This window comes from Rothia sp. ZJ1223, assembly GCF_016900985.1.
Taxonomy (GTDB): domain Bacteria; phylum Actinomycetota; class Actinomycetes; order Actinomycetales; family Micrococcaceae; genus Rothia.
The window spans coordinates 297,571-312,695 of sequence record NZ_JAFEUT010000002.1; the positions used below are offsets into that span (position 1 = coordinate 297,571).

A 15,125-nucleotide genomic window follows, 5' to 3' on the forward strand; every position below is an offset into this window, starting at 1 on the left:
GGTCTATTTCGCTCCGTTTCCCCACCCTATACGTGACGGTAGTCTCCACATTTTTGTGAGCTTATGGGTTTGTGAGGGAAAATTCTTAGGTTTTGCGCCTGTTTCTGCCCTTTGGGGTAGTTCTTTCATGAGGTGAGGGTTCAAAATGGAAGTATGGACTTTTCACAGCTAACAGATGCAACCACCACCTCAGAGTGGAAGGCACTTGCAGACCACCACGATTCACTGGCCCCCGACCTTCGCGAATGGTTCGCTAACGACCCGCAGCGCGCGTCCAAGAACACCCACCGCGCAGGCGACCTCTACGTTGATCTTTCAAAGAACCTCATCACCGATGAAACTGTTGAGCTGCTGGGCAAGCTCGCGGAAGCCGTCAACCTTACGGGCTACACCGAAGCGATGTTCACCGGTGAGCACATCAATATCACCGAAGACCGCGCTGTACTGCACACTGCGCTGCGTCGCCCCGAAGCCAAGACCCCCGAGCTCGTTGTTGATGGTCAGAACGTTGATAAAGACGTTCATACCGTGCTCAACAAAATCTATGCTTTTGCAGAGCGCGTACGCACCGGCGAGTGGGTAGGCATCACCGGCAAAAAGATTGAAACCATCGTCAACATCGGTATCGGCGGCTCAGACTTGGGGCCCGTCATGGTCTACGAGGCGCTCAAGCCCTACAAGCAGGAGGGTCTAAGCGCCCGCTTCATTTCAAATATCGATCCCACCGATGTTGCTGAAACCGTCGCTGATCTTGACCCCGAGACCACCCTCTTCATTGTTGCTTCCAAGACTTTCGGTACCTTGGAGACCCTCACCAACGCGCGCGTTGCCCGCGAATGGTTGCTGGACGCGCTGCGTGATGCTGACGCTTTGGAGGGTAAGGAAGAGACTGAAGCCGTTGCCAAGCACTTCGTCGCTGTTTCTACTGCCCTTGATAAGGTTGCAGAATTCGGCATCGATCCCGAGAACGCTTTTGGCTTCTGGAACTGGGTGGGCGGCCGCTACTCCGTTGATTCAGCAATCGGCACCTCACTGGTTATCGTTTTCGGTCAGCAGGTCTTTGAAGATTTCCTCGCAGGTTTCCACGCCATTGATGAGCATTTTCGCACCACTGAGTTCTCCCAGAATGTTCCTGCCCTCATGGGTATGCTGAACATTTGGAATGTCAACTTCCTGGGTGCTCACACCCACGCCGTACTGCCCTACGACCAGTATCTACACCGCTTCCCTGCCTACCTGCAGCAGCTCACGATGGAGTCCAACGGTAAGGGCGTTCGTATGGACGGCAGCCCCGTCACCTGCGAGACAGGTGAAGTGTTCTGGGGCGAACCCGGTACCAACGGTCAGCATGCCTTCTACCAGCTCATTCACCAGGGCACCCGCCTAATCCCTGCCGACTTCATCGCTTTCGCGAACCCCGTACACCCGGCGAAGGACGGCGAGCAGGACGTTCACGAACTCTTCCTGGCAAACTTCTTCGCGCAGACTCAGGCACTGGCATTCGGCAAGACCGCCGACGAAGTACGCGCAGAAGGCACCGCCGAGCAGATTGTGCCCGCTCGCGTCTTCACTGGCAACCGCCCCACCACCTCTATCATGGCGTCAAAGTTGACCCCGTCCGTCTTGGGTCAGCTGATTGCCCTCTACGAGCACATCACCTTCGTTCAGGGGGTTGTCTGGGGTATCGATTCCTTCGACCAGTGGGGTGTTGAGCTGGGTAAGAAGCTCGCCCTTGAAATTGCACCGGCTGTAGCAGGTGACCGCGAGGTGCTGGCACAGCAGGATTCATCAACCCAGGGTCTGGTAGATTTCTACCTAGAAAACCGTAGCTAGTCTCTAGCAAAAGGTTAACTAAAGGTGGTTGTCGCTCACAGGGCGGCAGCCACCTTTTTCGTGCCCCGCAAAGACCTCTGTAAAATAGTGAGGGACAAATTTTCCCTAGCTTGGAGGAAGGATCAATGACCTCGCAGAGCCCCTACGAACCCCGTATTCCACAAGAACCAGCTGAAACTGCCAGCGGGTCAGCCGAATCGTCAAACCCGTCATCTTCTACCGGCAGCCACAGCGCTGGTAGCTACGATCCAAGCGGCAACCGTACTGAATCAGTACAGAATTCGTACGTTGCCCCGGGCGCAGACAGCCAGCCATCGCCCTACAGTGGTCAGTACCCCTACGGACAGGGCGCTTACAATAGCGGCTACAGTACACCGGGTTACGGTGTTGCCGGGTACGGCAATGCTGGTTATGTTTCTAAGCCTCGCCCCCATGTGGGCTTCGGGCAGGCACACAAAAACTGGTTTAAGTACATGTTCCATTTTTCGGGCCGTGCCAGCCGCTCAGAGTATTGGTGGGTTCAGTTAAGCATGGGTCTTGTGCTGATGCTACTGCTCATCGGTTCTGTGGCAACTTTCGTTGCCGGGATACCTACCTCAGATTCATCCGGTGAGCTGACCGACGCCGGCGTTGTTGCTATGCTGACAGGTTTTGGTTTCTACACAGCACTTCTCCTTGTTGCGCTGATTTTCTCTGTCATGATTCTGGGTCTGGGCTTCCGTCGCCTGCAAGATGCGGGTTTCCCAGGTTGGCTCTACCTGCTCAGCTTCGTGGGTCTTTCAATCGTACCTTTCGTGATGTCGATCTTCCCCTCAAAAGTTGAGGGTTATCAGTACGACAAGCCCAAGGACATTGACCGCCCCTAACCTTTAGGTTTGAAAATGCCCTGCGCTGGTAACAGTGCAGGGCATTTTTGTGCTTTAACTGTTTTAAGAAGCTATCGGGTCTAACGTTAGTTCTACTGCGCGGCTGAGCGCGACCCCAACAGTTTCAAGAGGTAGCATCGGAACTGTTTTTCCCTCTACTCCCCCGGTATCTTGGTGGGCGGTGAGGGTTTGGGGTATTAAGCTGTTACCGATAGCCGGTATATGGATGAAACCGGCGGGAATACCCGTATCGGCTAGGGTGTGCATCAGGTGAAAAAAGACGTGGTTGCAGACGTAGGTACCTGCTGTGTTTGAGATTTCGAGGGGGTAAGTATTACCCAGCTCTGAAAAGATAGCGCGGTAGGGCAGGGTGCTGAAGTATGCCGCTGGAGCCCCACCAATGATGGGGGTATCTTGGCGCTGGTCTCCTGCATTGTCGGCGATGCGCGCGTCATCGCAGTTAATGGCGATGCGCTCAAGGCTGATTTTGTCTCGTCCCACGGCAACACCCGTGGCAATCACAGCATCAGGTTTGTGGGCTTTGATGAGCTGTCGTAACTCATTGGCTGAGGTATCGAAGGCGACCGGCAGCTCGGCAAGTACCAGGTTAAGGTGCGGACGCGTTTGTTCAAGGTGGGCACGAGCGTATTCTGCAACCTGCTGGGTGGGGTTCTCGGCGACACCTTCGAAGGCACCAAAGTAGGTGATGAGCGCGGTAGACATGAGAAACTTCCTCTGACTTTCTTTGCAGGGGTGGACTGTTTACTAGCTTAGCCCGAAGGTCCGCGGGCGGGTTAACACCGAAAAATATGGCTGAATGTGAAGCTGGTAATCTTTTGACTCTATTTCCATTCACAAGTGGCTGACTAGGATCTTTACGGGGGCTATAAAAGTTATCCACAGGTTGTCGGTACACGTTTTTTGGTAGCGCGGCTTGTTAGTATTCTGTGCATTGAACCACTACGCACCACAGCGTAAGAACCATTCACACCACAAAGAACCCCATGATTACCATCATGTCCCAACCGCCTGCTGTCTCTGTATCGGCACACGGTTAGCAATCCCCCGGTAACCGGGTTTGTCAGCCTTTCAGGACGCAGCGCGGTTTCCCTACCTGCCGCGGTCTGAGACAATGGTGAGGTGAGCAGACCTACCCATAACCCCGGAACCAGCCAACCCCTGTACCTTGAAGACACCCCGGAGGCACTTAGCGAGGGCGGTTTTCACGACGAGTTCGAAGCCGAGCAAGAAACCCGAAGCCCCGCTGTCGCTGTCCATAACGCGTCCTTCACCACCGCGCTTCATCGTTTCTACGCCCAATACTGGTTACGCACCGGCACTTCAAGCACCTCAGAACTCCTCTGGGCACTGGTGTGGTTAGTAGCAGTAACCGCCATTCTGTTCGGGGCTACCGGGTACACGCGAGCGCTGGTGGATGCAGGAACCGCTTCATCACTGACCCGCACCCTCTACATGCTGGTTTTTATGGTGGACTGCCTGTGGGTCATGGCGAATCTCGGACCGCTCGGCTCAGTCATTGCAAGGTACCGCAACTACAGAGCCGCCCGTTAGCTAAGATGCCACGGTGAAATACTCCAGAAGAGCATCAGGCGCTCGCTGACTTCCGTCGAATAATGGAAGCCAACGAGCGCCTGCTTTTATAAGATGCGCGGTAGAACTCTACAGGGAATCATTCGCCGCTACGTGCGGTGTATCCCAGGTTCTTGGGCGTTTCAAAGGCGCGGCCTAAAAGGTGGGTATCAAGCCATGCGCGCACGGTCTGGTACCAGAGTCGGGAGTTTTCGGGCTTGAGGATCCAGTGCCCCTCATCGGGGTAGTAGAGGTATTTGTGCCCGAGGTGGGAGCTGTGGCGGTTGAGCGCAGCCCATAGCGCCAGCCCCTCCCCGATGGGTACGCGGTAGTCCTTGTCGCCGTGAATCACGAGCACCGGTGCCTGCACGTTCTCGATGTGCTCGTGCGGTGAGTAGGAGTTGCGTTGACCGTTTTCAGGCTCGTACATCCATTCGTGCCACGTGCCGTTATCGGTAGTGAAGTACATGCTTTGCATGTTGAATAAGGACGCGTGGGTGACGTAGCACTTGAAGCGGGTGCCTGCGTGCCCTGCTACCCAATTGGTCATGTAGCCACCGTAGGAGCCTCCCATGAAGGCAGCGTTGTCACCGTCGATGTCGGTGCGGGCGCTGGCGACTTCAATGAGAGCCATGATGTCGGTGTAGGGGGTGTCGCCGATGGTGTCCCCGCCGCGATCGAGCATGGCGCGTCCGTAGCCGAGGGAAATTGCGGGGTCGGGTAGAAGCACGGCGTAACCTGCTTGGGTAAGTACCCAGGGGTTCCAGCGGTAGGTCCAAGAGTTCCACGAGCCCCAGGGGCCGCCGTGGGCGAAGGTCACCAGAGGTAGCTTATGTTCAGCTGTTTCGGGTAGTGCTAGCCAGGCGGTGACGGTGGTGCCGTCTTCGGCAACTGTCTTGATTTTTTCGAGCTTTCCGGCACCTCGCAGGGTTTTCACTGGGGTGGGCAGTAAAGTTTCTTCTGCGGTTTCGGGGTTGATAGTCACAGGTTCCGGCGAGTGCAGAATGGAGTCACGCAGGGCGATCAGTTGCCCGTTGCCAGCGCCCAGTGAGGAGTAGTGAGTGGTACCAGTTTCTATCAGCTGACGGGTTTCGCCATCAAGAGTCCCCACAAAAATTGCTCCCGCGCCCAGGTGATCGGTAGCGAAGGCAAAACGCTGATCGTCAAGCCATAGCGCGTCGCTGGGCCAACGATCAACATCAGCGCCCTGCCGTGTTAGGGCACCGGTAGCGAAGGTGTAACTGAAAAGTTGTAGGTCGAGGCTTTGACCCGGCAACCAGATTTCAGTGCGGTAGATGAAAGCACGCGAACCGTCGGGGCTAAATGCCCCAGCACTGTAGACTGCCCGGTCTTCGCCCTCGGCAATGAGCTGGGCGGGCGCGTCCTGCTCTAAATCAATGAGATAAACACTAGATCGCGGGTGAATACCGCGCACTTTTGTCTGTAGGGTGACCAGGGCACGGGTGCTATCCGGTGATACTTCATACCCTTCAAGGACGCCGGTGGGCAGGGAAAGGCGGCGGGGTTCAGAGCCTTCGTCCATGAGGTAGAGTGTCTTGGTGCCCAACCCTAAATCGTGATCCCAAAAACGCGTGGGAAAAGAATCGTAGAGTACCGCGCTGGCACCATTTTTCTCGCGGGCATCGAGAAGTTGCGCCTGATCCTGGAGTGAATCTGCAATATGCTGGGCAGTGAAGATAAGCCGTCTGCCCGCTGCGGTGTCGCGCACCTGAAGGTTGCTAATACCACCGGGGTAACTGAAAACCAGCTGCGGTTCGCCGCGCTTGCCCAACTTCCAGATGCCTTTCAGGCTCTTCGATTCGGCTTCATCAATATCTTTGTCAAGGGTGAGGTAGAGGTCGCCGTTCTCGGCAAGCGCCAGCAGCTTCGCGTTGCTCTCAATGGTGGTGAGCGCTACAGGTTTGGTGAGTTCGGTACCCGCCTGCGCGATAGCAAAAATCTGGGTGCGGTACTTTTTACCCTCTTTGTTCAGGGTGCTGACGCTCATCATAGCGTCGCCTGCCCGGTTGGTAGTGAGCGCACCGGTACGCGGTGCGGTGATGAGGTGGTCTAGGTAGTCAGTCATAGACCCAGCATAAGCCAGCTCATATGATGTGGGGCAGGTTGTCGCTCTCCATCCCCAAACCTAGGTAAACGGCTACTTACCACTGACTTTCAGCCGGTTATTCCGGGGGGCGTTGAAACTCAAGGACGCGTTCTCCCGTCTGGATTCGATACCCGCAAAAATAAGGCAGTCGCGGTAGAGTCCTACGCCCTTGCCTTCGGGGGGGGGTAGCCAAGTAGAAGGCTTCTGAGACAAGGTGATCGCCCAAACCTACGTAGCGGTCTTGGTGGCGTGACAGGGGGCTCGCTAAAGACAGCGCTACATTGTGCGGAGTGTCAGCTACGTGGAAGAGTCCCGCTTCTGTGCGCGCCGGCTGACGCAGGCGCGGATTGTAGTTTAAGAATTTGTTACCCAGACCCAGCCAGATATCTTTGCCGTCGTAAAGGATCTCGTGCAGCCCCACACCGCGGGTGTAAAACTTGTACACGGTTTTCATGTTGCGAACGCGCAGGCGAACGGCTCCTATGTCGAGAGCATCGGGCAGTCGGTCTTGGTGGGATGCAGTTGTCGTGGGCTTTCCTTCCACGGTAGGTTTCTTCACAAAAATTACTTTGCTCCTAAAGCAATTCTTTGGAGACTCATTGATGAAGCCCACGCGCAGACTTCCCTAGACCAGGGCAGGGAAAATATGCGAAAGGTTCAAATCAGCCTGGTTCTCGCGCTCCGTTGCAGGGTTCACCCATTTGAGTTCAGCAATCTCAGCCGCCGCCTGCACAGTATCTAGGACGCCGGGGGTAAGACCTCGCACGGTAAATACATGGGCACGCACCGTCATGTCAGGCTCATTCAAGGCTCGCGCTTCAAAAACACCCAGGTCTGCCAACTGATGACTTTCTAAAACCAACCCCAGTTCTTCCCTCACCTCGCGCAGGGCGCAGGTACGCGCGTCCTCACCTGTCTCAGGCTTGCCACCGGGCATCATAAAACCTGTGGTGCCGTTTTTACGAACGGTAAGAACCCAACCGTCCTCACGCACTATCACCACCGCGCTGACCGTAATAATTTTCATGCACGCCAGTTTACGCCACCACCCAGTCAAGGGTTTATGGATCAAAAAAATTACGAAAAATTCACAACTCATTTTGTAGTGAGCACAGGCACATAGAGTAATGTAAGAGACGACACTGCCCGTAATCTTCAAGGGAGAGGCCCCTACATGGCAAAGATCATTTACACCCACACCGACGAAGCACCCCTGCTCGCTACCTACTCGTTCAAGCCCATTCTTGAGGCTTTTGCAACCAGCGCAGGTGTTGCTATCGAAACTCGCGATATTTCGTTGGCTGGTCGTATTATTGCGCAGTTCCCTGAGCATCTCACCGAAGAGCAGCGCCAGCCGGACGCGCTGGCTGAGCTGGGCGAGCTGGCGAAGAAGCCCGAAGCTAACATCATTAAGTTGCCCAACATTTCGGCGTCAGTTCCGCAGCTCAAGGCTGCCGTGAAGGAGCTGCAGGCAAAGGGTTACGACCTGCCGGATTACCCCGATGACATCGAAACCGATGAAGACAAGGAGATCCGCGCACGTTACGACAAGGTTAAGGGTTCAGCGGTGAACCCTGTTCTGCGTGAGGGTAACTCAGACCGCCGTGCTCCCCTATCGGTGAAGAACTACGCCCGCAAGAACCCCCACAAGATGGGTGCTTGGTCAGCTGATTCAAAGACCAATGTAGCGACCATGGGCATTGACGATTTCAAGGCTAACGAGAAGTCAGTCATTCTTGAGCAGGACGACACCCTGGTGATCAAGCACCTTGCAGCAAACGGCGCAGAGACCATCCTCAAGGAATCCCTGCCTGTTCTTAAGGGTGAAATCATCGACGGTACCTTCATTGACGCGGCAAAGCTTGATGCTTTCTTGGCTGAGCAGATCAAGCGCGCCAAGGAAGAGGGCGTACTGTTCTCAGTACATCTGAAAGCAACCATGATGAAGGTTTCTGACCCCATCATTTTCGGTCACGTAGTACGCGCTTACTTCTCAGAGCTTTTCGCCAAGCACGGCGCAGCTCTTGAAGAAGCTGGTTTGAACGGCAATAACGGTCTGGCAGCTATCATCGACGGCATTGGTGAACTGCCCGCTGACATTCAGGACGATGTTCGCGCTCTGATTGAAAAGGGTCTTGACGAGGGCCCCGATTTGGCAATGGTGAACTCTGCTAAGGGCATCACCAACCTGCACGTTCCCTCAGACGTTATTGTGGATGCGTCCATGCCCGCGATGATTCGTACCTCCGGTCATATGTGGAACAAGAACGATGAAGAGCAGGACACCCTGGCGGTTATCCCCGATTCTTCATACGCTGGTGTTTACCAGGTAGTGATTGAGGACTGCAAAGTCAACGGCGCTTTTGACCCGACCACTATGGGTACTGTGCCCAACGTTGGTTTGATGGCTCAGAAGGCTGAAGAGTACGGTTCACACGATAAGACCTTTGAAATTGCCACTGATGGCAAGGTTCAGGTTGTGAACTCCGCCGGTGACGTGCTGATTGAACACGAAGTCTCAGCCGGTGACATCTGGCGTGCGTGCCAGACCAAGGACGTCCCCGTTCAGGACTGGGTCAAGTTGGCTGTTACCCGTGCACGTGATTCGAAGACTCCCACTATTTTCTGGCTGGATGAAAAGCGCGCCCACGACGCTAGCCTGATTAAGAAGGTGAACGAGTACCTGCCCCAGCATGATACCGAGGGCTTGGATATTCGCATCCTCTCCCCTGAGGAAGCTACCCAGGTTTCGATTGACCGCATCCGCAAGGGCGAGGACACCATTTCGGTGACCGGTAACGTTCTGCGTGATTACAACACCGACCTCTTCCCGATTCTGGAGCTGGGCACTTCAGCGAAGATGCTCTCTATCGTTCCTTTGATTAATGGTGGTGGCCTGTTTGAGACCGGTGCGGGCGGTTCTGCACCCAAGCACGTTCAGCAGCTGGTGGAGGAAAACCACCTGCGTTGGGATTCACTGGGTGAGTTCTTAGCGATTGCTGCGTCGTTCGAGCACTTGGCGAAGAACTACGACAACGCTGCGGCTCAGGTTCTGGCGGACACTCTGGACGCGGCAACCGGTACTTTCTTGAACGAGAACAAGTCCCCGTCACGTAAGACCGGTGAGCTGGATAACCGCGGTTCGCACTTCTACCTGGCGAAGTTCTGGGCTGAAGAGCTGGCTCAGCAGACTGCGGACGCAGATCTGGCGGCTAAGTTCGCTCCCGTGGCTAGAGCTATGGGTGAGAAAGAAGAGCAGATCGTAGCTGAGCTACTTGAGGTTCAGGGCAAGCCCGTAGATCTTGGCGGCTACTACCAGCCCAACACAGAGAAGGCAGACGACGCGATGCGCCCGTCAAAGACGCTAAATGAGATCGTGGAGGGCTTGAAGTAAGCGAGAAGCTTGCAAAAAGCGCTTTCAATAACTGAATAAAATATAAGAGTGGCTGGGCCTTCACGCGAGGAGCGTGGGGGCCCACTAATCTAGAGGCTTATTCAAAAGTCTCCCCAGCCGCAAAAAAACACCAACCCCCGCACCAGAAGAAAACACCCGCCGGTAAGACCCCAACGGCCGCCTGAACCCAGTGTGCAAAACACGCCAGGCCTTAACATTTGCAATGACTTGCTCAACGACCGAACGCAACCTATTGATCTGACGATTCACTGCCTTACGATTCCTGCCTAGTTTCTCACCAGCAGGCCTCTTGTTCGGTGTCACCAGCCCTAGCCCGATATAGCCCTTATCAGCCAAAGTCGAAGAATCTAGGAACCGATTCAACCCGTGCTCCTTGAAGCAATATGCATCATGCCTAGCCCCAGGTAACGGGTCTGTCATCGCTAAGAGTTTACCGTCAAGCGTGCAGATAACCTGATGATTAAAACCAGCCTTTTTGTGCTTGCCTGAGAAATTTGTTGTACCTAATGAACGCCAGTTCCAGATGGGTATGAGTGTCCCATCAACCACCAATGAGCCAGGGACTTTTAGACTTTCTCTCAAAGGTCGATTCAGTGGAGAGAGGATTTTCTCTAAGGCGTGTTCGATGGTGTTGATGCCCCGCGATATCGTTGGCTCAGAGGTGCCGAAGAGGTCTGCTAAGAGCTCTTCGGTGAGGTTGTGGCGGTGATAGAGTAAGGTGGCTTTGAGTCCTTGGGCTAGGGTGAGCGCTGGCGGTCTACCGCCTGGTTTGCCCCAGGTGAGATGGTGGCTGAGGTTTGTTAGTAGTGTGGCGAATTGCTGGCTGGTTAGTCCTGTTGTACGCTGGTTGGGCAACGGTCTTTTCCGGTGTGGCTTTGAGAATATTTGTAGTGATTTATCCTCAATTTTTTGCCGCTGGTGGGGTCGTTGTCTAGTTGGTGGGTGCGGGGTGGTTCCTTACTTTTGAATAAGCCTCAGTTTGCGAGACTTTCTCACAAAGAATCTCAGGAACAACAACATCCACATCAACTCCGAGAATCTGACGGAACAGCTCATTGATACCACCCATACGCATCAAAAACCGGTGCTCCGGGTTACGCAACTACACCATAAAATCGATGTCGCTCTCGCTACCAGCGTCTCCCCTGGCAACCGATCCAAAAACCCGCAGATCATGGGCATCATAATGGTCAAACACAGCCTGGAGCTCGGTTTTATGTTCCAGTACTTTATCCATCAGAACCTTGGATTCTGAGGTCATTAAGCTTATATCTCATATGCTACAAGACCAGATACCCAACCAACAGGTCTACTAGGTAGCGCTCAGCCCCATCATGTGTCGCCAAGCTAACGAGCTGCCCCCTCTCACAGCTGAACACGGCCTGTTGCCCTGCCGCTTGGTAAGAACAAAGTGGCGCAGGAGACCGTAGTCCTTACCCTTGCCCCAGAGGTTCTAAAAAGTTCTAGCCAGTTCTATAATTATTTTTAGAACTCACTATAAGTTTTTAGAAGTAAATGCTCGATCGATTGGTAGCTCAAACCCTATCCTGCCCCGGTGCTGGCATAGTTGCGCATGGGCTCGCCCGTAGCAACCGAGAACATCGCAACCCAGTTAAAGAAGCCCGCTTCGGGTACTAGCATCCTGCGCAGCTCCCTCATTGAAAATGGGTCTCATCTACTCCCCCGCCTACGGAAAAATCGCTTTCACCGTTCCCGGCATGAAAGATTATCTCTCTCGCGCTGGATTGTAGAAAGTCCCATAAGAGACGTAGTAGCACCAGCCTCGCGTCCTCAAGGGTTAAGCACAAAAATACCCACACAACCTCTCAGCCGTGCGGGTATTTTTGTTATCAGCTAGCTCTTTCAAACCGAAAGAGCTGCTAGAAGCTGTGAAGCTTATTCAGCGTCGGTCACTGGCTGAGTGATTGCGTCCACGACTGCTTTGTTGCCTTCGGTGGTTGCGCTTGAGACGGTAATCAGTGAGAAGCCCTTGTCATCGCCGGCAGGAACAACAGACTCAACTGCTGAATCGCTGGATTCTGATGCTGAAGCGGATGCTGATGACTCCATTGAAGCCTCAGTTGAAGGCATAGCAGCAGCTGAACTTACTACCGAGCTGGCGTCAGTTACTGCTGACTCAGCGGTATCGTTAGAGCCGTGACCAGCCAGAACAGCGATGCTCAATAGAGCCAGCGAAGGGGCTGCAAGGGGTTTCATGGTTACCTCAAAAAGTAATGGTTAGCGTTAGAGACCACACTTTTTACTTGAGAATCATCCCCGTATATTTCAAAAGCCTCGCACACCAGACACACAATCTGGCGGCTCTTCTTGCCATTGACACACCGTAACCCATGCCAAAATACTTGCTGCGGAAAATCAAGAGACCATGTCAACAGCACTATGAGAGTTCACTTTGATAACGGTACTGCCTCTTTAAGCAGAGCACATGGGCGGCCGTGGCAGGGCTCTTAGACCTCACTAAATGTAGGTAGTAATGTGGACGCCTTAAACCACCGGGCGGTTCTTCTATTTGACCGCGCCAGCGGCAGTGCGCGTCCGCCCATCCAGTTAAGAGACCGGGTGTACTGCCCTAGCGCTACTGGCTCAGCTTTCCACCCGATTCTTCGAGATAGCAGGACGCGCACAGTGACTCGTAACCCACGTGTACCCCGTCGATTGCCACCTGGCTGCCCTCAAAGATAAAGACCCCGTTTACAGTGCGACCGTTAAACATCGCCTTGCGTCCGCACCGGCAAATAGTCTTCAGTTCCTCTAGCGTGTGGGCAATTTCGAGCAGGCGTGCCGAACCGGGAAAAGCGTGGGTTCTAAAGTCAGTGCGAATACCGTACGCCATCACCGGAATGTTCTCAGTGACCGCAATACGCATCAAATCATCAATCTGCTCAACAGTCAGAAACTGCGCCTCATCAACCAGCAGACAAGAGACAGGTAGATGCCAGTGCATGCGTTCATCAGCGTGTTCGTGCTCTGCCTGCTCAGCAGCCTCGTGGAAAAGCTCCAATGCACTATCGCCAGAGCCAATCAAAAAATCAGCCTGGCGGGTCACGCCCAGACGCGAAACAATCTCGGTATCGCCCTTAGTATCTACGCGGGGTTTAGCCAGCAACACCCGCTGACCGCGCTCCTCATAGTTGTAAGCAGCCTGCAACAGCGCGGTAGATTTACCCGAATTCATCGCACCGTACCGAAAATATAACTTAGCCACTGTTTGCCCCGCCTTCACCGCGCTGACCCAAATAAAAAACCTCACCAATTCTAGCCCACACGCGCCTGCCCAACACTGTGCATCCGTCACATTTTCAGTGCCGGTTAACCGCTGAATGCTCCCAGCAGATAGGCTAGAAGTACCCCCTCATTACCCTGTGCGAAAGGCGTTCACTGTGCTTTCTAAATCCGATATTGCTGCCCTCTCAGAGCCAGTAAAACGCGAGCGCGCTCCGCTTGATATCTTGTTGGAACAGAACCAGACCCGCCTGGCGCATTTGGTGCCGGTGCGTATGGGGCGCATGTTGGAATCTCCTTTTGCGTATTATCGCGGTACTGCCGGAACGATGGCTGCTGATCTTTCGACGGTGCCCACCTCGAACGTCAGTATGCTCATTTGCGGGGACGCGCATATTTCGAACTTTGGTTTTTATGCTTCCCCCGAGCGCAAGCTACTCTTTGACCTCAATGATTTTGATGAAGCGGGTTACGGACCGTGGGAGTGGGATCTCAAGCGGCTGATGGCGTCCGTTTATTTGGCGGCCATTGATAATAAAGAGAGCAAGTCTACGGCGTTCGAGATTACCCGCAAGACCTCCAAGTACTACCGCGAGACGCTACTTCAAATGCTGGAGCTCAGCACGCTTGACCGCTTCTACTATTCGGTGAATGCCGACAGCATTGTGGACGCGATGGATCAGGGTAAAGCGCGCAAGCAGTTTGAGAAGGTCACGAATAAGGCGCGTACCCGTAACTCAGCGCAGGCGCTGGCGAAGTTCGCGGTGAAAGAAGAGAACGGTAGCCACCGCATTGTGGATCAGCCGCCGCTGACCATGCACTCAGATGCCCTGCCCAATGAGGTGAGGGAGCAACTGTGGAGTCAGTATGTGAACAGCGCGTCCAGCGAAATTCGTTATCTTTTGCAGAGTTTCACCGAGATAGATCAGGTGCTGCGTGTGGTAGGTGTTGGTTCTGTGGGCACTCGCTGCTACATTTCCTTGCTTGAAGATATTAACCGCGCTCCCCTGTTTTTGCAGATCAAAGAGGCGCAGACATCGGTGCTTTACAGCTACGGCAGGCAGGGTGCGCAGGCGCATATTCCGGGTGGACGCGAGATTCGCGGTAACGGCTACCGGGTAGTGGCATCGCAGAAAGTTTTGCAAGCGCAATCTGATATGTTCTTGGGTTGGGTTGACCGTATTCCTGGGCATGATGGTTTACCGCGCGATTACTACATTCGCCAGTTCCGTGATATGAAGGGTTCCATCAACCTAGCTGCCCTCGATGCTGACGGGCTGAAAACAACCGCGAAGCTCTGCGCGTCCTTGCTGGCACGCGCCCATGCCCAGTCGCATCGCATTGGCGATATCGCGATTTTTGCCGAGGGCGGTAAGCCACTCGATATGGCGCTGGCGCAGTGGTCCCAAGGTTACGCGAAACAGTGTACCGCTGACTTCGAAGACCTCAAATACGCCGCCGAGAAAGGCATTGTTCCCGTTCAGTACGGTCTGTAAAAGGGTATAAATATATCGCATTACATTCCCTATTTGGTGATGCCGGTACTGTGCGGTTTGCTGGCAAAAAGATGAGTCTTACTCCCCTGTTAGGTTTTTGGTCGGCGGGCTGATTATGAACTTTATCGGTTATGAAGAGCTGGGGTGTTATCACCGAGCTGGGTGATTCGGGTATCACACTCATGCTCTTCACTATCGGTCTGAAATTCGATATCCGTCTACGGCTGCGTAAAGAGGTCTGATTTACCGCCAGCACGCACCTTGTAACAACACACTCTCTTGGGCGCAGATTTGATGATGATGCTAGCCGCGGTGGGACTGACCGCTACCGGCATGCTGAGTCTGACAGAAGCGGCGTTGCTGGGTTTCTCATGCTTTCCTTTTTCTCCACTGTTTTGGTGGTAAAAACCTTTGAAGCGGGTGCCGATAATTCCTAAGCTCGCGTTGAAAAACTCTCAGTATATCGAAAAAGTCATCAATATTTACGACGGTGCGGGTGAGACTCTCACTGAGCACGCCTACGATACTGACATCGAGATGAAGCGCAAAAACAGCCCTACGGGGTAAAACCAAAA

General features: G+C 54.1%; 15 protein-coding genes. 6 read left to right on the forward strand and 9 right to left on the reverse strand.

What is annotated here, in order from left to right; genetic code table 11:
- The first annotated feature begins 153 nt into the window (after nt 1–153).
- Together pgi and JTP09_RS03710 are read left to right on the forward strand one after the other, a co-directional pair.
- On the forward strand, nt 154–1,833 hold the full coding sequence (gene pgi / locus JTP09_RS03705; protein WP_204877088.1) for a glucose-6-phosphate isomerase: 1,680 nt from the start codon (nt 154–156) through the stop codon (nt 1,831–1,833).
- 125 nt (nt 1,834–1,958) lie between these two features.
- Entirely contained in the window at nt 1,959–2,699 is a 741-nt protein-coding gene (locus JTP09_RS03710; RefSeq protein ID WP_204877089.1) for a DUF805 domain-containing protein, read from the forward strand.
- 63 nt (nt 2,700–2,762) lie between these two features.
- On the opposite strand, the gene JTP09_RS03715 is transcribed toward JTP09_RS03710, so the two are convergent.
- The gene (locus tag JTP09_RS03715) at nt 2,763–3,422 is read right to left on the reverse strand and encodes a pyroglutamyl-peptidase I (RefSeq protein WP_204877090.1); all 660 of its coding nucleotides are present in this window, start codon (nt 3,420–3,422) and stop codon (nt 2,763–2,765) included.
- 417 nt (nt 3,423–3,839) lie between these two features.
- Here JTP09_RS03715 and JTP09_RS03720 point away from each other — a divergent pair, with 417 nt between their 5' ends.
- Nucleotides 3,840–4,271, forward strand: a complete 432-nt coding sequence (locus tag JTP09_RS03720; protein ID WP_204877091.1) for a hypothetical protein — start codon at nt 3,840–3,842, stop codon at nt 4,269–4,271.
- A 118-nt stretch (nt 4,272–4,389) separates the two neighbouring features.
- Here JTP09_RS03720 and JTP09_RS03725 read toward each other — a convergent pair whose 3' ends face one another.
- From JTP09_RS03725 to JTP09_RS03735, 3 genes are all read right to left on the reverse strand, one after another.
- The gene (locus JTP09_RS03725) at nt 4,390–6,375 is read right to left on the reverse strand and encodes a S9 family peptidase (RefSeq protein WP_204877092.1); all 1,986 of its coding nucleotides are present in this window, start codon (nt 6,373–6,375) and stop codon (nt 4,390–4,392) included.
- A gap of 97 nt (nt 6,376–6,472) precedes the next feature.
- A complete protein-coding gene (locus tag JTP09_RS03730) occupies nt 6,473–6,940 on the reverse strand; it encodes a hypothetical protein (protein ID WP_204877093.1) in 468 nt (155 codons plus the stop codon).
- Between the two features lie 81 nt (nt 6,941–7,021).
- Nucleotides 7,022–7,423, reverse strand: coding sequence for an NUDIX domain-containing protein (locus tag JTP09_RS03735; RefSeq protein ID WP_239478682.1), 402 nt, complete (start codon nt 7,421–7,423; stop codon nt 7,022–7,024).
- A gap of 147 nt (nt 7,424–7,570) precedes the next feature.
- Here JTP09_RS03735 and JTP09_RS03740 point away from each other — a divergent pair, with 147 nt between their 5' ends.
- A complete protein-coding gene (locus JTP09_RS03740) occupies nt 7,571–9,790 on the forward strand; it encodes an NADP-dependent isocitrate dehydrogenase (RefSeq protein WP_204877094.1) in 2,220 nt (739 codons plus the stop codon).
- An 84-nt stretch (nt 9,791–9,874) separates the two neighbouring features.
- Here the strand turns inward: JTP09_RS03740 and JTP09_RS10310 are convergent, their stop codons facing one another.
- The 5 genes from JTP09_RS10310 to JTP09_RS03765 form a co-directional block, all read right to left on the reverse strand.
- Nucleotides 9,875–10,666 carry a transposase family protein gene (locus tag JTP09_RS10310; RefSeq protein WP_204877095.1) on the reverse strand — a complete coding sequence of 264 codons (792 nt, stop codon included), beginning with the start codon at nt 10,664–10,666 and terminating at the stop codon, nt 9,875–9,877.
- Between the two features lie 76 nt (nt 10,667–10,742).
- Nucleotides 10,743–10,913: a hypothetical protein gene (locus JTP09_RS03750; protein ID WP_204877096.1), complete on the reverse strand. Its 171-nt coding sequence runs from the start codon at nt 10,911–10,913 to the stop codon at nt 10,743–10,745.
- Nucleotides 10,914–11,072, reverse strand: a complete 159-nt coding sequence (locus JTP09_RS10315; protein ID WP_370592488.1) for a nucleotidyltransferase family protein — start codon at nt 11,070–11,072, stop codon at nt 10,914–10,916.
- 635 nt (nt 11,073–11,707) lie between these two features.
- Nucleotides 11,708–12,028, reverse strand: coding sequence for a hypothetical protein (locus JTP09_RS03760; RefSeq protein ID WP_204877098.1), 321 nt, complete (start codon nt 12,026–12,028; stop codon nt 11,708–11,710).
- A 379-nt stretch (nt 12,029–12,407) separates the two neighbouring features.
- On the reverse strand, nt 12,408–13,037 hold the full coding sequence (locus JTP09_RS03765; RefSeq protein ID WP_204877099.1) for a thymidine kinase: 630 nt from the start codon (nt 13,035–13,037) through the stop codon (nt 12,408–12,410).
- 175 nt (nt 13,038–13,212) lie between these two features.
- On the opposite strand from JTP09_RS03765, the gene JTP09_RS03770 reads away from it, so the two are divergent.
- Both JTP09_RS03770 and JTP09_RS10150 read left to right on the forward strand, forming a co-directional pair.
- On the forward strand, nt 13,213–14,550 hold the full coding sequence (locus JTP09_RS03770; RefSeq protein WP_204877100.1) for a DUF2252 domain-containing protein: 1,338 nt from the start codon (nt 13,213–13,215) through the stop codon (nt 14,548–14,550).
- A 444-nt stretch (nt 14,551–14,994) separates the two neighbouring features.
- Nucleotides 14,995–15,117, forward strand: coding sequence for a hypothetical protein (locus tag JTP09_RS10150; protein WP_255521023.1), 123 nt, complete (start codon nt 14,995–14,997; stop codon nt 15,115–15,117).
- Nucleotides 15,118–15,125 lie beyond the last annotated feature (8 nt).